Source organism: Amycolatopsis sp. NPDC050768 (assembly GCF_040654155.1).
Taxonomy (GTDB): domain Bacteria; phylum Actinomycetota; class Actinomycetes; order Mycobacteriales; family Pseudonocardiaceae; genus Amycolatopsis.
This window is the reverse complement of record NZ_JBFAHL010000008.1, coordinates 162,478-183,117: the sequence shown is the minus strand read 5'-3', so window position 1 is coordinate 183,117 and position 20,640 is coordinate 162,478. Positions and strand designations below refer to the sequence as shown.

The 20,640-nt window shown below is 69.3% G+C and carries 21 protein-coding genes; 11 read left to right on the top strand and 10 right to left on the bottom strand.

The window, feature by feature from the left end; genetic code table 11:
• Positions 1-117: 117 nt before the first annotated feature.
• Positions 118-1,260, bottom strand: coding sequence for an FAD-dependent monooxygenase (locus AB0H62_RS24540; RefSeq protein ID WP_220246694.1), 1,143 nt, complete (start codon positions 1,258-1,260; stop codon positions 118-120).
• Between the two features lie 98 nt (positions 1,261-1,358).
• Here AB0H62_RS24540 and AB0H62_RS24535 point away from each other — a divergent pair, with 98 nt between their 5' ends.
• On the top strand, positions 1,359-2,060 hold the full coding sequence (locus AB0H62_RS24535; protein WP_255638702.1) for a TetR family transcriptional regulator: 702 nt from the start codon (positions 1,359-1,361) through the stop codon (positions 2,058-2,060).
• 220 nt (positions 2,061-2,280) lie between these two features.
• On the opposite strand, the gene AB0H62_RS24530 is transcribed toward AB0H62_RS24535, so the two are convergent.
• Together AB0H62_RS24530 and AB0H62_RS24525 are read right to left on the bottom strand one after the other, a co-directional pair.
• Entirely contained in the window at positions 2,281-2,637 is a 357-nt protein-coding gene (locus AB0H62_RS24530) for an arsenate reductase family protein (RefSeq protein ID WP_220247407.1), read from the bottom strand.
• Between the two features lie 19 nt (positions 2,638-2,656).
• Entirely contained in the window at positions 2,657-3,256 is a 600-nt protein-coding gene (locus AB0H62_RS24525; protein WP_220246693.1) for a hypothetical protein, read from the bottom strand.
• A 152-nt stretch (positions 3,257-3,408) separates the two neighbouring features.
• Between AB0H62_RS24525 and AB0H62_RS24520 the strand changes: the two genes are divergently transcribed.
• Complete coding sequence (locus AB0H62_RS24520) at positions 3,409-3,939, top strand: GNAT family N-acetyltransferase (RefSeq protein WP_220246692.1); 531 nt, start codon at positions 3,409-3,411, stop codon at positions 3,937-3,939.
• A 294-nt stretch (positions 3,940-4,233) separates the two neighbouring features.
• Here AB0H62_RS24520 and AB0H62_RS24515 read toward each other — a convergent pair whose 3' ends face one another.
• On the bottom strand, positions 4,234-4,710 hold the full coding sequence (locus AB0H62_RS24515) for an MEKHLA domain-containing protein (RefSeq protein WP_220246691.1): 477 nt from the start codon (positions 4,708-4,710) through the stop codon (positions 4,234-4,236).
• A 140-nt stretch (positions 4,711-4,850) separates the two neighbouring features.
• Positions 4,851-5,492, bottom strand: coding sequence for an NAD(P)H-dependent oxidoreductase (locus AB0H62_RS24510; RefSeq protein ID WP_220246690.1), 642 nt, complete (start codon positions 5,490-5,492; stop codon positions 4,851-4,853).
• Between the two features lie 84 nt (positions 5,493-5,576).
• Between AB0H62_RS24510 and AB0H62_RS24505 the strand changes: the two genes are divergently transcribed.
• The 4 genes from AB0H62_RS24505 (at position 5,577) to AB0H62_RS24490 (ending at position 10,595) form a co-directional block, all read left to right on the top strand.
• A complete protein-coding gene (locus tag AB0H62_RS24505) occupies positions 5,577-6,101 on the top strand; it encodes a MarR family winged helix-turn-helix transcriptional regulator (RefSeq protein ID WP_220246689.1) in 525 nt (174 codons plus the stop codon).
• A gap of 92 nt (positions 6,102-6,193) precedes the next feature.
• Positions 6,194-7,930, top strand: coding sequence for a cytochrome c oxidase subunit I (gene ctaD, locus AB0H62_RS24500; protein ID WP_220246688.1), 1,737 nt, complete (start codon positions 6,194-6,196; stop codon positions 7,928-7,930).
• A gap of 37 nt (positions 7,931-7,967) precedes the next feature.
• Positions 7,968-9,554, top strand: coding sequence for a non-homologous end-joining DNA ligase (gene ligD / locus AB0H62_RS24495; protein WP_360588365.1), 1,587 nt, complete (start codon positions 7,968-7,970; stop codon positions 9,552-9,554).
• Between the two features lie 54 nt (positions 9,555-9,608).
• Positions 9,609-10,595, top strand: a complete 987-nt coding sequence (locus AB0H62_RS24490) for an LLM class F420-dependent oxidoreductase (RefSeq protein ID WP_220246686.1) — start codon at positions 9,609-9,611, stop codon at positions 10,593-10,595.
• A 90-nt stretch (positions 10,596-10,685) separates the two neighbouring features.
• Here AB0H62_RS24490 and AB0H62_RS24485 read toward each other — a convergent pair whose 3' ends face one another.
• Together AB0H62_RS24485 and AB0H62_RS24480 are read right to left on the bottom strand one after the other, a co-directional pair.
• Complete coding sequence (locus AB0H62_RS24485; protein ID WP_220246685.1) at positions 10,686-11,306, bottom strand: hypothetical protein; 621 nt, start codon at positions 11,304-11,306, stop codon at positions 10,686-10,688.
• Between the two features lie 41 nt (positions 11,307-11,347).
• Positions 11,348-11,902: an XRE family transcriptional regulator gene (locus AB0H62_RS24480; RefSeq protein WP_220246684.1), complete on the bottom strand. Its 555-nt coding sequence runs from the start codon at positions 11,900-11,902 to the stop codon at positions 11,348-11,350.
• A 43-nt stretch (positions 11,903-11,945) separates the two neighbouring features.
• Here AB0H62_RS24480 and AB0H62_RS24475 point away from each other — a divergent pair, with 43 nt between their 5' ends.
• Genes AB0H62_RS24475 through AB0H62_RS24465 form a run of 3 tightly spaced genes read left to right on the top strand, consistent with a single transcriptional unit; the run spans position 11,946 to position 13,350 of the window.
• Positions 11,946-12,467 (top strand): N-acetyltransferase family protein, encoded by a 522-nt coding sequence (locus AB0H62_RS24475; protein ID WP_360588361.1) that lies wholly within the window; start codon positions 11,946-11,948, stop codon positions 12,465-12,467.
• Positions 12,468-12,486: 19 nt separating this feature from the next.
• The gene (locus AB0H62_RS24470; protein WP_255638701.1) at positions 12,487-12,936 is read left to right on the top strand and encodes a helix-turn-helix transcriptional regulator; all 450 of its coding nucleotides are present in this window, start codon (positions 12,487-12,489) and stop codon (positions 12,934-12,936) included.
• 9 nt (positions 12,937-12,945) lie between these two features.
• Positions 12,946-13,350 carry a VOC family protein gene (locus tag AB0H62_RS24465; protein ID WP_220246681.1) on the top strand — a complete coding sequence of 135 codons (405 nt, stop codon included), beginning with the start codon at positions 12,946-12,948 and terminating at the stop codon, positions 13,348-13,350.
• A gap of 10 nt (positions 13,351-13,360) precedes the next feature.
• On the opposite strand, the gene AB0H62_RS24460 is transcribed toward AB0H62_RS24465, so the two are convergent.
• The 3 genes from AB0H62_RS24460 to AB0H62_RS24450 all read right to left on the bottom strand — a co-directional run bounded on the left by AB0H62_RS24460 (position 13,361) and on the right by AB0H62_RS24450 (position 15,563).
• Entirely contained in the window at positions 13,361-14,347 is a 987-nt protein-coding gene (locus AB0H62_RS24460; RefSeq protein ID WP_360588359.1) for a hypothetical protein, read from the bottom strand.
• Positions 14,344-14,901 carry a hypothetical protein gene (locus tag AB0H62_RS24455; protein WP_360588357.1) on the bottom strand — a complete coding sequence of 186 codons (558 nt, stop codon included), beginning with the start codon at positions 14,899-14,901 and terminating at the stop codon, positions 14,344-14,346. The genes AB0H62_RS24460 and AB0H62_RS24455 overlap by 4 nt, the downstream gene beginning before the upstream one ends.
• A gap of 71 nt (positions 14,902-14,972) precedes the next feature.
• Positions 14,973-15,563: a hypothetical protein gene (locus tag AB0H62_RS24450; protein ID WP_360588354.1), complete on the bottom strand. Its 591-nt coding sequence runs from the start codon at positions 15,561-15,563 to the stop codon at positions 14,973-14,975.
• 456 nt (positions 15,564-16,019) lie between these two features.
• Here AB0H62_RS24450 and AB0H62_RS24445 point away from each other — a divergent pair, with 456 nt between their 5' ends.
• Both AB0H62_RS24445 and AB0H62_RS24440 read left to right on the top strand, forming a co-directional pair.
• Complete coding sequence (locus AB0H62_RS24445; RefSeq protein WP_360588352.1) at positions 16,020-19,106, top strand: BTAD domain-containing putative transcriptional regulator; 3,087 nt, start codon at positions 16,020-16,022, stop codon at positions 19,104-19,106.
• A 645-nt stretch (positions 19,107-19,751) separates the two neighbouring features.
• A complete protein-coding gene (locus tag AB0H62_RS24440) occupies positions 19,752-20,636 on the top strand; it encodes a LysR family transcriptional regulator (protein WP_255638700.1) in 885 nt (294 codons plus the stop codon).
• The last annotated feature ends 4 nt before the right edge of the window (positions 20,637-20,640 follow it).

Below are 20,640 nucleotides of genomic sequence, written 5' to 3'. Positions count from 1 at the left end.
GGCAGGCAACTCAACCCACCTGCCAGCCCACCGCCAAGCCGCGCGGCGCCGCAAGCCATGTCGGCGGGTGCGCCGTCTGGCCACCCGCCGGCCCCGGGCGGCCAAGTTTCCACCCAGTCACGCGCTCTTCGCCAAGGCCAGCTTCTGCGCCGCGTTGACCAACGGCGCCAACCGCGTCCCGAAGTTGCGCACCGCCATTCCCGCCCGGGTGGCGGGTATCAGCATGGCGGCCGCCACAGGAACGTTGCGCTGCCTCGGATTCACCAGTTTCCGTTGCGTCGTCTCATAACGCCGGAACGCCGCCGCCGGATCCGCCGGGCTCGCGGCCAGCTCGGTGGCCAAAGTGTGCGCGCCGGACATCGCCAGCGTGGACCCGTCGCCGAACAGCGAGACACACGACGCCGCATCACCCGCGAGCACCACCCGGCCCACGGCCCAGCTCGGCAACCGCACACGCGAAACCGAATCGAGGTACAGGTCGCCGGCAGCACGCACCTGGTCGAGCAGCTCCGGCACCCGCCATCCCGCCTCTGCGTACGCGGTCTCCAGCAACCGCTTGTGCTGCTCCGTGTCTCGGTAGTCGAAGCCCGGCACCGCGGCGTGGCGGAACATGAACGCCACGATCCCGCGCTCCCGCGACGGGTGCACCGCCACCGCGCGGCCCGGCGAGTTGTACATGACGATCTCGGTCCGGTCCGGCACCGGCGCATCGAGCGGCATGGTCGCGACGTACACACCCATGTGCTCCACGAACTCCGGCTCCGGGCCGAACGTCAGCCGGCGCACGCCGGAATGCAGCCCGTCGGTGCCCACCACGAGGTCGAACCTCCGCGGCGAGCCGCGTTCGAAGGTGACGTCAACCCCGCCCTCGTCCTGTGCGAGCCCGGCCACCGAGTCGTGGAACACGTATTCCGCATCGCCGGCGCTCGCCTCGTACAGGATGCGCGCGAGGTCGGTGCGCGTCAGCTCGACGTCGGTGCCACCACCGTCGCCCATCGCCACCCGCCCGACGCTCTTCCCCCGGTCGTTCACGAACTTCATGCTCCGGACCGAGGTGGCCGCCTCCCGCAGCTGCTCGGTGAGGCCCATCTTCCGCGCGACCTCGGCGGCCGGCCCGCGGACGTCCACCGGGCTGCCGCTCGAACGCAGTCCGGCCGCGCGCTCCACCACGGTCGGTCGGTACCCCGCACGCGCCAGCCAGTAGGCGAGCGTGGGCCCGGCGACTCCCGCACCGGAGATCAGCACTGTCTTCGTGGTCATGATCTGCCATCCCTCCTGCCGCGGGTCACCCTGACCAACGGTCAGGATCGACGGTACACGCCTGTCCACCGGTCAGGCAAGGAGGTAGATTCGACAGCATGAACGAAGTCGTGCCGCCCGACACCCGCGCGCGCATCCTGCAGGTCGCCATGGACTTGTTCGCCTCGAACGGCTACCACGCGACCTCCGTGCGGGAAATCGCCGAACGCGTCGGTGTCACAAAAACCGCGGTTCTGTACCACTTCCCGGGCAAGGCCGAGATCATCACCGCGATGGCCGAGCCGATGCTGGTCGACCTGGAAGCCACCGTCGACGCGGCTCAGGCCCTGGCGTCGGACGCCGACGTCGCCCGCGACGCGATGGTCGAAGGTCTGCTCGACGTCTGGCTGCGCCACCGCTACCTGCTGCGGCTCAACCTGCGTGATCTGGGGCTGACCGCGTCCCAGTCGGTGTTCGACCGCTTCCGCGACGGCATGCTGCGGGCGAACCTGATCGTGGCCGGCCCTGACCCGGACTTCGCCGCCAACGTCCGCGCCGCGCAGGCCATCGCCATGCTGAGCGACCCGGTGGTCCTCTACGCCGACCACCCCGTCGACGAGCTGCGCGCCGCCGTGCTCGACGGCGTCCACCGCCTCTTCGGCGACTCACAACGCCACGCCGGGCGGGGCCGGCCGACCGTGATGACCGGCAACCTGCTCGTGATGTGCCGCAAGCTGCACGACCAGGGCTTCCCGGCCACGAAGATCGCCGACGAGCTGGGAGTTTCCCGGGCGACGGTCTACCGCCACCTGAAGGTCTAGCAATATTGAGACGCTTTATGATACTTTTGAGACACCAGCGACGCAGCAGACATCAACGAACACACATCCACGAGCACGAGACAGCACGGCACACGACGGCACCGGCACGACAGCTCTGAGACAGCAGCTTCGAGAGAACAGCACCGAGAAAACCGCACCTCGAACACACCAGGAGGCGAATGGACGAAGCAGACCACTGACACCCACGCGGGGCGAGGCGTCAGCCCAGGACGGACCGGACCGTCTCCTCGTCACGGGCGACGACTGTGGTGCCGTCGTCGGCCGTGATGATCGGGCGCTGGATGAGCGCCGGGTTCGCCGCCAGCGCCTCGATCCAGCGGGCGCGGTCGGCGGGCGTGCGCGGCCACGACTTCAGGCCGAGCTCGGTCGCGACCTTCTCGCCGGTGCGCGTGATGTCCCACGGGTCGAGCCCGAGCCGGTCCAGCACGGCCTCGAGCTCGGCCGGAGTCGGCGGGTCCTCGAGGTACCGGCGCACGGTGTAGGTGGCGCCGGCCTCGTCGAGCAGCGACACGGCGGAGCGGCACTTCGAGCAACGCGGGTTGACCCAGATTTCCACGAGGGTCACCGTACGCGACCTACTTCGCGAACGCCTGCTTCTGGCACTGGTCGGCGAGCTTGTCGAGGTTGTCGTAGGTGTCGGACGAGCCGTCGTCGATCTGCCAGGTGAGGCCGTCGGCGTCGACGCTGGTGTCGGGGGCCACGTGCACGTGGGCGCCCTTGTCGGTCATGCACTTGACCATGTCGTGGAACTGGTCGTTGAACTTCGGGTTGGTCCGCGGGGAAAGCTCGGGCGGCTGCAGCGGCAGCTTTCCTTTGCAGGCCTCCTCGGCTTTCTTCGACTGGGGGCTGTCGTCGTTCATGTCGAGGGCGGGCGGGCTGTTCGGGTCGCCGACGGGGCCGGAGTGCCGTCCATCGAGGACGGCGTGGCCGTTGGTGCGGAGGCAGGAGTCGTAGGCGTCCCAGTAGGACTGTGTCTCCTCGGGGGAGCTGTCGAGGCGCAGTTGCGGGCGTCCGGCGTCGGAGTCGGTCGTGGTGGCCGACGACGAGGCGGGGGCGCCTGCGGACGCGCTGCCCGTGTCGAGCGTGGCGACCTGCGGGGCAGCAGGCGAGCCGGAGCAGGCGCTGAGCAGGACGAACGCGGCGCCGGCGACGAAGAAGGAGATGGATGAACGCACGTTTGTGAGCGTGGCAGGAGGTTGTGAGGAAGCTATGACGATGGAGTCAGGAGGCCACTAGGACGAAGTCCCGAGGGCCAATGCCCCACGGGTCGCGACGGGTGCCACGGATCACCCGCCGGTGGAGGGTCGTTTCGGCGTACCGTTCATCCATGGACATGCCTCTGGCCACCGACCGCCTCGTGATCCGGGACTGGTCGATCGACGACGCCGACGCCGCGTTCCGCATCTACGGCACGGACGAGGTCACTCACTGGCTGACGCCCGCGATGGACCGCGTCACCGACGTCGCGGCGATGCGCTCGGTGCTGCAAGCGTGGCAGGAAGCCCAGCCGAACCTGGCCCCGCCGCGCGGGCGCTGGGCCGTGGCACGCACGTCGGACGGTGCCGTCGTGGGCGGGCTCGGGATCCGGCTGCTGCCGCCGTTCCAGGAGGACCTGGAGCTGAGCTGGCAGCTACACCCGGACGCCTGGGGCAAGGGTTACGCGACGGAATCGGCGCGGGCGCTGATCGAGTGGGCGTTCACGCAGGACACCGAGGAGCTCTTCGCCGTGGCGCGGCCCTCCAACACGCGCGCCATCGCGACGGCCAAGCGCCTCGGCATGCAGTGGGTCGGCGAAACGTCGAAGTACTACGACCTGCGGCTGCAGGTGTACCGCATCCGCCACAGCGACATCATCTAGCGGGCCGGCGCTCGCGCGCGCCCACCCGACAGACGCGCCCATCCAACAGACGCGCCCACCAGACAGAGTGGCAACGCGCTGATGTGCCTGCGCCACGCCGAAGGGGCGGCAGTGCTCCCGCATGCCGGTCCGACAGCGCGGCAGCGTTCCCGCGCGCCAGCCGAACAGCGCGGCGGCGTTCCCGCGCGGCAACCGCCGGGGCAAGCCCTCCCACGCTCGCGCCGGTGAATTCCGGGCGAACAGCAAGGAAAAAGCGTCAACGAGCGGGCGGACAGGACGGACCGAGAAGCAGGGTCAGGCAGCCGTATAGCGCGCGAAAATGGCTGCCTGTCCCTGTTTCACACCGGTGTCGTCGACGAGGTTCCACATCGTCACGTCTTCGATCCAGAAGCGACGGCCCGACTTGGCGATGCGCCGGCCGCGGTAGCCGCTGACGAAGCCGTGGGTGGTGACGGCCTCGACGAGGGCGTCACGGTCCTCCTGCCGGTCCGGCTCGGCGGAGAGGCGTGAGGGCAAGCCGCGGAACTCGGTCCAGCCGAGTTCGAACGCGTGCTGGGCGACGAGGTTGGCGTAGGTGAAGCGGGGGTCGTCGGCGGTGTCGTGGGCCAGGAGGCCGAAGGGGGCGTCCTCGTAGAGGTGGCGGGCGGCGTCCGACCTGGCGTCGATCAGCGGTTTGCCGACTACGCGGCGGTAGCTGTCCACGAGCAGCCGGGCGAAAGCGGCGTCCAGCGGTGACGACCCGAAGTCGGACAACCCAGTACCCTGCGACATGGCATCAAGGTACGCCCGCCGCCAAAGACCGTCGCACCACGGGTGATCGCCAGGTCCACTATGGACTCCGGACCGAAGAAAACTCGCCACGGCCTCCCCTCGGGACCGTGGCGAGCCGTCCGACCCAAGAGCCCGATGGACTACGCGTTGACCGGAGTCCAGAGCTCGTCGATCTCCCGCTCCGCCGCCGCCATGCTCTCGGCCGCCAGATCGCGCAGGTCGGCCATCGCCGGGTTGGTGTCCGCCAGCGTCAGCTCCGCGGCGATGAACCGCGGCTCGATGCCGGTGATCGCCAGGCCGTGCGGGAGCCAGGATTCGGCGTGGTCCCAGCCGAAGCGCGGGGTGCCCTCGCCGTAGCCACCGCCGCGGGAGGCGAGGACGAGGAACTCGCGGCCGTCGAGCAGGCCGGTGCCCGTGGCCGGGTCGAAGGCGAGACCGGGGGCGATCAGGTGGTCGACCCAGGCCTTCACGACGCTCGGGGCGCCGTAGTTGTACAGGGGCAGGCCGAGCAGCACCGTGGACGCCTCGCGGACCTCGCCGACGAGCTCCTCGGTGAGCTTCCACGACTCGTTCTGCTCCGGCGTGCGCTGCTCGGCAGGCACGAGGCGGGCGAGACCGGACGCGGCGTCGAAGTGCGGGACCGGGTTGGCGCCCAGGTCGCGGTAGGTGACGGTGCCGTCGGGGTGGGCGGCCCGCCACGCGGCGGCAGCGCGGGCGCTGAGCGCTCGGCTGACCGAGCGGTCGCCGTTGATGCTGGAGTCGATGTGGAGAAGATGAGGCATCTCGTTCGCCGTCCATGGATAGTTTGTGTAGGACAAATCATTTATAGCACATGGACGACTCGTGAGTTCTCGTATACTGGACTCATGGCCTCGCTCCCGGTCGTCAACCAGCCGCCCCACCGGTGCGGCGCACTGCTCGACCATCTCTCGCGGCGCGTGCGGACGCGGGCGGAATCGGTGTTGACGCCCATGAACCTGCGCCCCCGCCACCTGCTCACGCTCACCGTGCTGCGCGACCACGGCAGCAGCACCCAGCAGGCCCTGGCCGCCACCCTCGGCATCGACAGCACCAACCTCGTCGGCCTGCTCAACGACCTCGAGGCCGACAACCTCATCGAGCGCCGCCGCTCCCCCGAGGACCGCCGCCGGCACGTGGTGGAGCTCACCGACGTCGGGGCGAAGAAGCTGGCCAAGGCCGAGTTCGCCATGGCCGCCGTCGAGGACGAGGTGCTCTGCGCCCTGAGCGTCGAGCAGCGCGAACAGCTCTACAGCCTCCTCCAGCAGGCCACCGCCACCACGGAGGTCGAAGCCTGCGTCGCCGCCGACGACACCGTCCGCACCCACGTGCAGGCCTGCGTCGCGGAGGACGATCAGCCGCTGCAGAGGTAGCCCGCGGCGCACCGGAAAGCGCGTTGAAAAACCGGCCCCACCCCCTCCTCGTGATCGCGGCCCACAATGGGTACGCCCTGAGGGGAGGATCGATGGCCGACACCGTGACCAGGCCCGTTCCGGTTCCGCTGCGACCGGCGTGGCGCGGGCCGAAGGGCGGGCAGATCCTGAAGATCGCCCGCACGACCGACCACAAGACGATCGGTGTCCTCTACCTCTCGACGTCGTTCGCGTTCTTCCTCGTCGGCGGCCTCACCGCGCTGCTGATGCGCGCGGAGCTCGCCCAGCCCGGCATGCAGTTCCTGTCACCTGAGCAGTACAACCAGCTGTTCACCATGCACGGCACGATCATGCTGCTGCTGTACGCGACCCCGAACCTCTTCGGCTTCGCCAACTTCATCGTGCCGCTGCAGATCGGGTCGCCCGACGTGGCGTTCCCGCGGCTGAACGCGTTCTCCTACTGGCTGTACCTGTTCGGCGGGCTGATCGTGATCAGCAGCTACCTCACGCCCGGCGGCCCGCCCGACTTCGGCTGGACCGCGTACACGCCGCTGTCCAACGCCATCCACTCGCCGGGCATCGGCGGCGACCTGTGGATCACCGGGCTGATCATCTCGGGGCTCGGCACGATCCTGGGCGCAGTGAACATGGTGACGACGATCGTCACGTTGCGCTGCCCCGGCATGACGATGTGGCGGATGCCCATCTTCACCTGGAACATCCTGCTCACCGCCGTGCTGATCCTGCTCGCGTTCCCGATCCTCACGGCCGCACTGTTCGGGCTGCTCGCCGACAGACACATCGGTGCACACGTCTTCGATCCGGCCAACGGCGGCGCCATCCTGTGGCAGCACCTGTTCTGGTTCTTCGGGCACCCGGAGGTCTACATCGTCGCGCTGCCGTACTTCGGCATCGTCACGGAGATCATTCCCGTCTTCAGCCGGAAACCGCTCTTCGGCTACCGGACGATGGTGTTCGCGACGATCGCGATCACCGGCCTGTCCGCGACCGTCTGGGCACACCACATGTTCGCGACCGGCGCCGTGCTGCTGCCGTTCTTCTCGTTCATGACCTTCCTCATCGCCGTGCCCACGGGGATCAAGTTCTTCAACTGGATCGGCACGATGTGGAAGGGGCAGCTGACGTTCGAGTCGCCGATGCTGTGGTCGATCGGCTTCCTCGTCACGTTCCTGCTCGGCGGGCTCACCGGCGTCATCCTCGCCGCGCCCGCGCTCGATTTCCACGTGCACGACAGCTACTTCGTCGTCGCCCACTTCCACTACGTGCTGTTCGGGACGATCGTGTTCGCCACGTTCGCCGGCATCTACTTCTGGTTCCCCAAGATCACCGGCCGCATGCTCGAAGAGCCGCTGGCCAAGTGGCACTTCTGGACGACGTTCATCGGCTTCCACACCACGTTCCTGATCCAGCACTGGCTCGGCGACGCCGGCATGCCGCGCCGCTACGCCGACTACCTGCCCACCGACGGGTTCACCCTCATGCACACCATCTCCACGATCGGGTCGTTCATCCTGGGCGCCTCGGTGCTGCCCTTCATCTGGAACGTGGTGAAGAGCTACCGCTTCGGCGCTCGCGTCGACACCGACGATCCGTGGGGCTTCGGCAACTCGCTGGAGTGGGCGACGACGTGCCCACCGCCGCGGCACAACTTCCTCGAGCTGCCCCGCATCCGTTCCGAACGGCCGGCGTTCGAGCTGCACTACCCGCACATGGTGGAGCGCCTGCGCGAGGAGGGCCACGTGCGCCGCGGCGGGCGCCACCGGGCGCTCGCGAGCGAGTCCGCGGCGGCGAACGAGGAGGACCGCTGATCGAAAGTGTCCTACGCTGCCTTCAGGAGGGCGGATCATGGACTCTGCGGCGGAGCGGCTCGAGAAGTACCGCGAGATGCGCGACTTCCAGCGCACCGCCGAGCCCGCGGGCGGCGACGCGGCCACCACGCCGGGAAACCGCTTCGTCGTGCAGCGCCACCGCGCCCGCCGCCGGCACTACGACCTGCGCCTGGAGCTGGGCGGCGTGCTCATCAGCTGGGCCGTGCCGAAGGGCCCGACGCTCGACCCGAAGGTGCGGCGCATGGCCGTGCACGTGGAGGACCACCCGCTCGAATACGCCGATTTCGAGGGCGTGATCCCGCACGGCGAGTACGGCGGCGGCGACGTGATCGTGTGGGACCGCGGCACGTGGGAGCCCGTCGACACCGACGATCCCGAGCAGGCACTCGCCGACGGCAACCTGCACTTCGACTTGTTCGGCGAGAAGCTCGCCGGCCGCTTCGTGCTCATCCACCCCAGCCGCGACGGCGACGGGAAGCAGTGGCTGCTGCTGCACAAGCAAGACGACCACGCCACCGCCGGCTGGGACGCCGAAGACCACCCGCAGTCCGTGAAGAGCGGCCTCACCAACGACGAGATCAAGGCCGCTCCCCCCGCGCTCTGGCGCAGCGACCTGCCCGCGGCCGAGGCGGAGGTGCGGCTCGCGCCCGAGTTCACCCCCGCGTCTTCCTCGGAGCTGAAAGCGCTCGACGAGCTCGACGCGCGCGGCAGCTGGGCGGTCGCCGGACAGAAGCTGGCGCTGACCAACCTCGACAAGGTGCTCGTCCCCGGCCGTGACGGTGAGGACCCGATCACCAAACGCGACCTCATCCGATACTACACGCGCATCGGCCCGACGATGCTGCCCTACCTCGCCAACCGCGCGCTCAACACACACCGGTTCCCCGGCGGCATCGAGAAACCCGGCTTCTGGCACAAGGAAGTGCCCGACCACGCGCCGAAGTGGCTGCACCGCTGGCACTACGAGGAAGCCGATCCCGACGACGTGCAGCAGTACCTCGTGCCCGAAGGCGTCGCCGACCTGGCGTGGCTGGCGAACTTCGGCGCGCTCGAGCTGCACGCGTGGACGTCGCGGATCGAGGACGTCGAGCACCCCACGTGGACGTTGTTCGACATCGACCCCGGCCCGGAGACGTCGTTCGACGACGTGCTCGCCCTCGCGCGCTTGCACCGCACCGCTTTGGAGCACCTCGGGCTCGTCGGGCTGCCGAAAGTCACGGGACAGCGCGGGATCCAGGTGTGGGTGCCGGTGGAACCGCGCTACACGTATGCGGAAACGCGCAAGTGGGCCGAGACCGTGTCGAAGACGATCGGGCGCACGCTGCCCGATTTGGTGAGCTGGGCGTGGCACAAGGACCGCCGCGGGGGCAAGGCACGGCTGGACTACACGCAGAACGTGCTGAACAAAACGCTCGTCGCGCCCTACAGCATCCGCCCGCGGCCGGGTGCGCCGGTTTCCGTGCCGCTGCGATGGGAAGAGCTCGACGATCCAATTCTCACTCCCGACCACTGGACGATTCGGACAGTCCTCGAACGAGTCGAGACCGTCGGCGATCCGTTCGCGACGTTGCTGGGGGTGGAGCAGCAGCTGCCGAAACTGTGAGTTATCACCGGTTCAGCAGCACCTGGAGTGCGCTCCAGGCCTAGGGTCGTGCCCATGCGATTCGGAATGTTCGTTCCCCAGGGCTGGCGTCACGACCTCGTCGATATCGACCCGGCCGACCACTGGACCACGATGCTCGACCTCGCCCGCTTCGCCGACGCGGGACCGTTCGAGTCGATCTGGGTCTACGACCACTTCCACACCGTGCCCGTGCCGAGCGACGAAGCCACCCACGAGGCGTGGAGCCTCATGGCGGCCTACGGCGCCGCGACTTCGCGCGTGCGGCTGGGGCAGATGTGCACCTGCATGGCGTACCGCAACCCCGCGTACCTCGCGAAGGTCGCGGCCACCATCGACGTGATCTCCGGCGGCCGCGTGGAGATGGGCATCGGCGGCGGCTGGTACGAGCACGAGTGGCGCGCGTACGGCTACGGCTTCCCCAGCGCCGGCGAGCGCCTCGGCATGCTCGACGAGGGCGTCGAGATCATGCGCCAGCTCTGGACCGAGGGCAAAGCCACCCTCGACGGCAAGCACTACCAGGTCGACGGCGCCATCTCCCGCCCCCTTCCCTTGCAGGACGGCGGAATCCCCCTGTGGATCGCCGGCGGCGGCGAGAAGAAGACCCTGCGCACGGCTGCGAAGTACGCCCAGTACACCAACTTCGTCGGCGACGTCGAGGGCTTCAAGCACAAGTCGTCGGTGCTGGAGGGCCACTGCAAGGAACTCGGCACGGACTTCGGTTCGATCGTCCGCTCGGCCAACTACAACGTCGTGATCGGCGAAACCGAGAAGGACGTGCAGGACCGGCTGGCGTGGATCCGTTCGCACTACGAGCGGTATCTGCCGGCGGATGTGCTGGAGTCCACCGTCACCAGCTTCGAGAACGGCCCGCTGGTGGGCACGCCGGAGCAGATCGTGGAGCGGCTGAAGGAGATGGAAGATCTCGGGATGACGTACGCGATCTCCTACTTCGTGGAGGCGGCGTATGACCGGTCGGGCCTCGAGCTTTATGCGTCCAAGGTGATTCCGGAGCTGGTCTGAAATTTGTCGTTTGCCGGCCGGTGCCTGTTCGGGGTGCCGGCCGGCTTTTGTTGGCAGTTCGGTAAGCCAGACGCGAAGCGCTGCAGGAAGTCAGAGCAGAGACTCCAGAACGTCGGGAAGCGCCACCAACACCGTGGCAACCAAGGCAAACGGCACCACCCACAAAGCCACAAACCCCAGCTGCCGCAGCGAACGCACCCCTAGCCCCAGCACCACACCGAGAGCGAGCAGAGTCGCCACCGCCAAGGCGACGGAGCCGAGGTGAGGCCATTCGCGGGCGGCGTCCGCGAGGAGGAGGCCCACGGCGGCGGCCGTGGCGAGGGTGCCGGCACGGGTGGGGGCGCCGACGAAGCGGAAGGCCAGGCCGAGGGCGCCTGCGAGGACGGCCAGGAAACACCACAGCACCACGGTCTGGGTGTCGATCGAGTAGGGCATGCCCGGGTATTTGAGGCCGTACATGACTTTCTTGCCCACGTAGAACGCCACCACGGCCGGCAGGAGGGCGGCGACGGTGCGGACGTACGCACGGCGCGGCCCGCGGCCGGCGGAGACGGCGACCACCAGCGCGATCCACAGGACGAAGGCGTGCGCGAGGAGGCGGAGGCCGGCGTTGTAATACGCGAAGGCCGCGAAGGCGCCGGATACCAGGCCACCGGCGACGGCGAGGGCTTCGCCCGCGCCGACGGGCCGTCGGGTCAAAGAGTCGGTCATGTGTCCCCCCAAGAACGCAGACCTTACCGGTGAAGCGGCGATCAGCGTTTCGTCAGCACCACCAGATAGCGGCAAACGTCCGGAGTCGGGTTCACATAGGTGCACGGCGCCGGGCGGCCCAACTGCAGGCAATCCCCCGCGTCGAGTTCGTGCACCGTGGAGCCCTCGACGAAGCGGAGGTGGCCCGACAAGACCCAGATCAGGTGGTCCGCGAACGCATAAGAATCCGCCGGAAAGCCGACCGAAGCGCCGGCCGGCAGGGAGACCTCGACTAGTTCCGTGGAACCCGGCGGTGAGACAGCGCGGCGCACATACCCCGTGACCGGGTCGGTCCACGTCGGTTGGTCCGAAAGCCGCATGAGGCGACGGTCGGAGCCGGCCTCGGCGCGCGCGACGAGTTCCGACAAGGTCAGGCCCAACGCGGACGCGAGCCGGCTCAGCAGCACCGCCGTGGGTTGGGCCTCGCCGCGTTCGATTTTGCCGATCATGGCGCGCGAGACGCCCGAGCGTTCGGCCAGGGTGCCGGCGGAGAGGTCGTGGGCGAGGCGGGCGTCGCGCAGGGTCGAGGCCAGGGAGGCTGACAGGGGGTCCGTCACAAGATGACACTATAACAGCCAATAGCCGCTACTATAGTGAACCATGCTGATCCGAGACGCCGACGATCGCGACGCCGAAGCGTGCGCGGAGATCTACGCGCCATACGTGCGCGACACGACGATCACGTTCGAGACGGAGCCGCCGACCGGCGCGGAAATGGCGGAGCGCATCAGGCGCGCCGCGAAGACGCACGCGTGGCTGGTGCTGGAGATCGACGGGCGCGTGGCCGGGTACGCGTACGGCGGACCGTTCAAGGAGCGCGCCGCGTACCGCTGGTCGTGCGAGGTGAGCGTGTACCTGGAGCTGGGGCGGCGACGCACGGGTGGCGGCCGCGCGCTGTACGAAGCGCTCTTCGCACGCCTCGCGGAGCGCGGGTTCCGGACGGCCGTCGCGGGAATGACGCTGCCGAACGAGCCCAGCGTCGGCCTGCACACGGCGCTGGGGTTCGAGCCCGTGGGCACGTACCGGCGCATCGGGTGGAAACACGGAGCGTGGCGGGACGTGGCGTGGGCGCAGCGCTCGCTCGTGCCCGATTCGGACCAATCGCCGAAGGAACCACGCTGAGCAGTGCAGAATGGAGCCCATGAGCGCCGACCTCGACGAGCTGCGCAGACTGCGCCGGGCCCGTGACCGGATGGACCGCGAGTACGCCGAACCCCTCGACGTGCCCGCGCTCGCCCGCACGGCGCTGATGTCGACGGCGCACTTCAGCCGCCGCTTCCGCGAGGCGTACTCGGAGACGCCGTACTCCTACCTGATGACCCGCCGCATCGAACGCGCCAAGACTCTGCTGCGCAACGGTCTCACCGTCACCGAAGCGTGCTTCGCCGTCGGGTGTACCAGCCTCGGGTCGTTTTCGGCTCGGTTCACGGAGCTCGTCGGCGATACGCCCTCGGCCTACCGCGCGCGCGACCACGAGCACGTCGCCGCGGTGCCGCCGTGCCAGACGATGGTGGCGACGCGGCCGCGCAAGACCGGCGGCGCGCCGCGGCAGAGCAGTTTTGGAGAAGCGTCCGTCGGCGCGTCCGCATAATCTCACGGCATGACTGTTTCCATCGCCGCCGTGCACGTGATCGTCGACGATCCCGACGCGGCCGTCGCGTTCTACAGAGACACGCTGGGCTTCAAGGTGCGCAACGAGGTCGCCAACGACGGCTTCCGCTGGGTCACCCTCACCACCGACACCCAGCCCGAGATCGAGATCGTGCTGTCGCAGCCGCACGCCGGCCGGTCCAAGGCCGACGGCGACACCGTGGCCGCGCTGCTCGCCAAGGGGGAGCTCGGCGCGATCAACCTGCGCACGGACAACCTCGACGAGACGTTCGCCAAGGTCGCCGCCGCGCCCGGCGCCGAGGTGCTGCAGGAGCCGGCCGACCAGTTCTGGGGCGTGCGCGACGCCGCCGTGCGCGACCCGGCGGGGAACCTCGTGCGGATCGCCCAGGCCTAGTCAGGCCCGGTCAGTCTCCACTGATGTCGAGGTCCTCGATGTCCTGCTCGAGCCGGGCGCGCCAGGACCACTGAGGCTGGGTCCAGTCGGTGTCGTCGGCCGGGGGCTCGCCCAGCGGCAGCGCCTGGTCGGCCACGCCGTGGGTCACGCGGTACGCCAGTGCCGACGTCGCCGCGCGGATCCACCGGTCCCCCGCCGCACCGGACGGCGGGACGACGCCGAATGCGTGCGTGAACCACACGGGCAACAACGCGCTGGAGCCGATCGCGTCGGTGATGCGTTCGCGCAGCTTGGAGTGCAGCTCTTCCCAGTCGCGTTCGGACTTCTCGATCTGGGGCAGCACGCGGGTGCGCGTGACGTCGTCGGCGTCGAGCACCTGCTGCGCGGCCTCGGCGTCCTTGACCGCGGCGGGCAGCTGACGATCGAGGACACCGCGGCGACGGGCGACCACTTCGGACAGTCGTGACTCGGCGCTACCGCGGTTTTCGTCGCCGTGCTGGGTGGCCGCGAGGATGGCGAGCACGTTGATGAGCGCGTTTTCGCTCTCTGCCAACGCTTCGCGCGCCTGCGGCAGCCGCGCGATGTCCTCTTCGTACGGACGGCGCTGGTTGGCCGTCATCAGCTGCGCGGCCAGCGCGTGGCGACGTTCGGCATCGGCGGCGAGCTTGCGCAACGCGGGGCCGACGTCGTCGAGGTCCACCACCGGCACCTTCTCCGACACACGCACCGCGCGTTCGAGCAACTGCAGGCGCTGGCGCAGCCGTTCGAGCTGGCGCGTGGCGAGGACGAGGCGGGACTCGTGGCGGACCTGGGCGTCGGAGAAGGACTCGAACGTCTCGCGAAGCTCCGTCAGCTCGCGCCCGGTGCGCGACTCGAGGTCGACGACGGTTTCCTGCATGCCGTCGACGGTTTCGGACAGCGCGTCGAACTCGCTGTCCGTTTCCTCCTCGCCTTCGGGGTAGTACTCGGTGTCGGGGTAGTACTCGGAGTAGGTCATCGGACCTCCTGCACCAGGAACACGACGGTGACCGCGGTCGCGACGGCGGCGAGCACCACCAGGATCGTCTGCACGGCGCCCGGGACCAGCAGCGACGCGGCCGTGAGCCCCGCCGCGGCCGCCCCCGTGTACGCGGCGCGCAGCCGCCGGTCGACCATCAGCGGCGTCGGCCCGAGCGACCCGAGCGCGATCCGCAGGCCGGCGCCGAGCAGCGGCAGCGCGAACAGGATCCACACCGCGCTGATACCGCCGAACAGCATCAGCGCGCCCGCCACCATCCCCACCGCGACGGGCGCCGCCGCCAGGTACAGCGACAGCCGCTGCGCGCCGGTCCGCTGCGCCTCCAGCTTCGCCGCGCGCACCTGCTCGGTCGCGATCTCCACCTCGTGCTCCGTGCGCAGCAGGTCCTCCGCCGCGTCGACCAGGCTGTCGAGGGCACGCGTCCGCTCATCCCCGGCTTCCGGCAGGGCACCCAGCCGCGCCCGCATGGTCTCCTGCACCCGGGCGACGCGCGCCGTCGCCTGCTCGCGCTTGTGCTGCGCTGGCGTAGTCACCCGGCCACTGTAGGTACGAACCGCGCCAACCTCCGGGAACGACGCGGCTTGCCGTGGAGTGTCGCCGCCGGTCAGATGACGCCGAAGAGGCAGAACCCGCCGTCGGGCCCCTGCCGCAGCGTGAACGTGGCGCGGTAGGGCGTCGGGTTTCCGGGAAAGTCCGAGTCGACGTCTACGAACTGCGTGATCTCGTGCAGCGGCTCGACCTCCCGGACGCGGTAGTGCCCCACGTTCGGGTCCGCGAAATGCCCGTGCACCAGCGAGGCCGGACTCTCGTCCGCCGACTCGCACACATACGCGGCGGCTCCGGCGAGGTCGTGGGCATTGAGCTTGCCGAGAAGCTCGTTCATGAACTGCGGCTCAGGCAGAGTGCCGGCGGCGCCGACCGGGTGGTTCTTGTTCACGAGGAACCCGGGTGCGACGAAGCCAGTGATCGCGACGCCGGCCGCCAGCACCACGACCACGCCGAGGGTGATCCAGAGCCAGAGGAGGCTCCGCTTCCTGGGCTGCGGCGGGTAGCCGGGTGGTGGGTAGCCGGGTTGGGCCCACTGTTGCTGCGGGTATGGCTGCTGCTGGGACGGGTAGGGCTGTTGTTGCGGGTAGGGCTGCTGGGGGTAGGGCTGCTGCGGATACGGCCCACCCGGCTGCGGCGGGTAACTCATCGTCGTCCTCGGAAGCTCACCGAACGTAAGTTACCCACATCGCGAGCGTAATTCTCGCCGAGGCTGGCGCAGCACCCAGCCGCCGAACTTTGCCCCTCAGTGCCCCCTCCGCCGCCAGACAGACCCCCGCCCTCCCTTGGGGGGCGTGCCCTTGTCCAGTCTATCGGCCACCCCCGACAAAACCCGTGGCCAACCCAGTCGGAGGGCGAAGTTGTCCACAACTCGGGGTGGGTGTGGACAACTTCCGTTCAGGCCGCCGTCGAGCGGGAAACCGGGGCTACTGGGCGAGTTCTCGAGGGCCGAATCAGCAGCGCATCCCGCTCATCGACAGCTGACACCACCACCGTCCGAGCGAATCCGCGCGGCAAGGCGGAACGCGCGGCAAGGCGCAACGCGCGGTTGAACTCCGGGGATCTCCCCGAGGTGCCGCCGCCGTGAACCGGGCAGAATCGAGCGGTGCGGATCAGCTTGCTCGGCCCTCTGGAGGTCCGGACGGACGACGGCGCGCCCGTCGAGGTCGCGGGCGCGCGGCTGCGGGCGCTGCTCAGTGCGCTGGCGCTGGAGCCCGGCCGGGAAGTGTCGGCGGCTCGGCTGGTCGACGCGGTGTGGGGCGAGCACCCGCCGGCGACTAGCAACGCGTTGCAGGCGCTCGTTTCGCGGCTGCGCAAGGCCGGGGTGACGCTGGAGTCGACGCCCACGGGGTACCGGCTGTCGGCGAGTGTGGACGCGGCGCGGTTCGAGGAACTGGTCGCGAAGGCGCGGCAGGTGGGCGATGCGGAGACCGTCACGCTGCTGCGGCAGGCGCTGGATCTGTGGCGGGGTCCCGGTCAAGCCGACAGCACTTATTTCCAAGCCCCGCTCGCCCGGCTCACCGAGCTGCGGTTGGGCGCGGCGGAGGACCACGCCGAGGCGGCGCTGCGGTTGGGCGGCGGCGAGGAGCTGGTCGCGGAGCTCACCACGCTCCTGTCGGAACACCCGTTACGCGAACGCCTCGCCGCCGCGTTCATGCGCGCCCTGCGCGCCGCCGGGCGGCCTGCCGACGCGCTGACGGTCTACGAACGCGTCCGCAAAGCCCTCGCGGAAGAGCTCGGCACGGACCCGTCGGCGCAGCTTTCCGCGCTGCACACGGCAATCCTGCGCGATTCCCCTGCGGACAGTCACGACGAGCCGCGCAACAACCTGCGCGCCGGCCTCACGAGCTTCGTCGGCCGCGACGCCGACGTCGCCCAGGTCGCCAAGCTCGTCGCCGAATACCGCCTCACCACGCTGACCGGGCCGGGCGGCGCCGGGAAAACGCGCCTGGCCACCGAAACCGCCCGCACGCTCCTCGATCGCACGCGCGGCGACGTCTGGCTCGTCGAACTCGCCCCGATCACCGACGGCGCCGACGTCGCCCAGACCGTCCTCACCACCCTCGGCCTGCGCGAACAGGGCCAGCTCGGCCTGACCGCCGGCGGCACGCCTGTCGACCGGGCCGTCGGCGCCCTGCGTGGCCGCGAAGCGCTGCTGGTGCTCGACAACTGCGAGCACGTCATCGACGCCGCCGCCGAGCTGGCCGAACGGCTCCTCGGCGAATGCCCCCGCCTGCGCATCGTCGCGACGAGCCGCGAACCGCTCGCCGTCACGGGGGAAGCGTTGTGGCCGGTGGAGCCGCTCGCCCTGCCACCGCAGGACGCGAGCGTCGCCGACGCCATGGCCTGCGCTTCCGTTCGCCTCCTCGCGGACCGCGCCGCGGCGGTGCGCCCGGGCTTCGAGGTGAGCGCGTCGACCGTCGACGCCGTCGCCCGCATCTGCCGCGCCCTCGACGGCATGCCCCTCGCCGTCGAACTGGCCGCCGCGCGCCTGCGCTCCCTCACCATCGCCCAACTGGCCGCCCGCCTCGACGACCGCTTCCGTCTCCTGACCGCCGGCAGCCGCACAGCGCTCCCCCGGCACCGCACCCTGCGCGCAGTCGTCGATTGGAGCTGGGAACTCCTGTCCGACGCCGAGCGCACCCTGCTGCGCCGCCTCGCCGTCTTCTCCGGCGGCGCCACCTCCGAAGCAGCCGCTGCGGTCTGCGGCACCGAGGATTCTCCTGACCTGCTCACAGCCCTTGTCGACAAGTCTCTCCTCGTCGTTTCGGACACGCCCGAACCGCGCTACACCATGCTCGAAACCATCAAGGCCTACGCCCTGGAGCGCCTCACCGAAGCCGCCGAACCCGAGCTGTTGCGACGCGCCCACGCCACCTGGTTCGCCCAGCTCGCCGAAGCCGCCGATCCCCACCTGCGCCGCGCCGAACAGCTCGAATGGCTCGCCCGCCTCACCGCCGACCACGGCAACCTCACCTCCGCCGTCCGTTCCGCCATCACCGCAGGCGACGCAGCCACGGCGATCCGCCTCGTCGTCGCCTCCGGCTGGTATTGGCTCCTGGGCGGCCACCGCGCCGAAGGCATGGAACTGATCGTCGCCGCCCTCGCCGTCCCCGGTCAGGTCGACAACGAAGACCGCGCTTCCGCCAACGCCCTCTGCGTCCTCTTCTCCACAGCCGGCTTGGCCGACGACCGCTCCGCCGAGTCCTGGATCCACACCGCCATGGAACTGACGGAAGGCGGCCCGCGCGCCCACCCGGCCCTCCGCTTCATGGCCCCGCTCGAACAACTGTTGTCCGGCACCCCAACCGGCGCACCCCCACGTCTGGACACTTTGGACACCCTCCTCGCCGACGAAGACCCCTGGCTCCGCGCCCACGCCCGCCTCACCCGCGCCCGCCTGCAGTTCAACACCAGCCACGGCCGCGCCGCCACCGAAGTCGACCTCGAAGAATCCGTGCGCCTGTTCCGCCTCACCGGCGAACGCTGGGGCCGCTCCCTGGCCCTGAGCAGCCTCGCCGAACTCATCGCCCGCAACGGCGAACTCCACCGAGCCGTCGACCACTACTCCGAAGCCATCGACGTCGTCACGGAAATCGGCACGCTAGAAGACGTCCTGTACATCTGGGGCCGCCAAGCCCAACTCTTCTGGCTGATGGGCGACCCCGCTTCTGCCGACGCCGCCCTCGCCGCCGCCGACCGTGATGCTGCGGTAGTAGTTTCTCCGGACGCACTCGCCGGCCTCGCTCAGGCCAAGGGCGACCTGGCCCGGTGGCGCGGAGACTCCGGCGCTGCGGTGAGGTTCTTTGACCGGGCCGAGAGCTTGGTCCAGCACCTGCCCTTGCATCCCCTCTTCCAAGCAATGATGACTCAGTCACGCGCATTCGTGGACGCCGACAACGGCCATCTCGCCGAGGCCGCAACCCGCCGCCGCGCCGCCTTCGACCTGACCACCACAGCCGGCGACGCGATGTATTTATCACAAGTGGTTGTGGGGATTGCAGATCACGCCCTTCGCATCGGCCAGACGGAACACGCGGCACACCTACTGAAGACAGCCTACGAACTGAGCGGCGGCCCAGACCACAGCTCACCCGACGCAGTGCGATTGGGCCACTTGATCAATGTGGATGATGTGGAACCGATGAGCATGGATGTCTTGGACACCATGGTCACCTCGGTTCTCGAGTAACACCCAGGCTCACCGGTCGCCACACGAACCTGCAATAACCCTCCACCGACGGCCAGGCACCCACTTTCCGCCAGGTACGCCATCTACCCGACAGACAGCGGGTGCACCCAACCCAGGATCTCCCAACCAATCCCCCGACCTTTCCCCGGCCGGCCCCCGACGAAGGTGAAACCACACGGCTCGGGGTAGCTTGTCAAGGTACTCTTTCCCGCCTTGACAAGCTACCCCGAGCCGTAGTGACAATTGAACTTCGGGGAGCCATCTGGAGGTTTGTCTTTTAATCTTTTGATCTTTAAAACCAAAGACAAACGATTAAAAGAAGATACACATGGCTAGCCCCCGCTGCACTCAATGGTAGAAGATAGTGCTTCGCCGGGGGCCGGCCGGGGAAAGGTTGGCCGGAGAAACCGACGGCTTTGTCGGGTGGCTGAGTTGGGAGTCGTGCCTGCCGATCGGTGACCATTGGGAAGATGGTTGGCCCGCTGACCCGGCGCGTTCCAAGAGTGGCTGAGCCGCGTGACGGTCGGAATGTGACCGTTGGATAGGTCGGTCACCAAGGCCCACACGATCCGTCCCCCACCACGCCCGGGCGCCGAGACACTCACCCCCCACCCCCTCATAGACAGCCGTGGTGCGATGAACACCATGGAGATCCGAGAAATGCGCGCCTTCGTCGCCGTGGTCGAGGAGGGTGGGCTGTCGGCGGCGGCGCGGCGGTTGCACGTGAGCCAGCCGGCGGTGTCGCAGACGGTGCAGGCGCTGGAGCGGCAGCTGGGGGTGCAGTTACTGGTCCGCAGCAACGCGGGTGTGCAGCCCACCGAGGCCGGGATGACGTTGGCGGGTGAGGCGCGCGCGGTGCTGGCGCGGCATGACCAGGCGGTGGCGGCGGTGACGCGGCATGCGTCGGGGAGTCTGTTGCGCGTCGGGATGCCGTTGGAGTTGCCGCCGGATTTGATGGCGCGGGCGTTGGCCGATCTGGCCGCCGCGTTTCCGGACACGAGGGTGCAGGTGGTGCACGCGTCGACGACCGGGCAGTTCGGGCTGTTGCAGAAGGGCGAGCTCGAGTTGGGCCTCGTGCGCGAGCGGCCGGTGGGGCCGGAGCTCGACGCGATGCCGGTGCTGGAGGAGAAGCTCGGGGTGCTGCTGTCGAAGGAGCAGGCCGGCAAGCTCGCGGGGCCCGACGGAATCCGGCTCGACGCGCTGGTCGGGCTGGAGTGGATCGGGTTCCCGAGGGAGGGCAGCCCGGCGTGGTACGACGAGGTGACCGCGATCTTCCGTTCGCACGGTCTCGAAATCGGCCCCGATCCGACGGCCGGGCACTCGCTGATCTCCGAGCTCAAGTTCGCCGCCGTGAGCGCGGGTGGCACGTTCACGCTCGCGCCGCCGAACTGGACGCAGCCCATCCCCGAGCACCTGGCTTGGTGTCCGCTGCTCGGGTCCCCACTCGTGCGACGGACGTGGGCGGTGTGGGCGGCGGCGTCGCACCGGCGTGACCTCGGGCATCTGGTGGCGGCACTGGACGTCTTATAAGGGT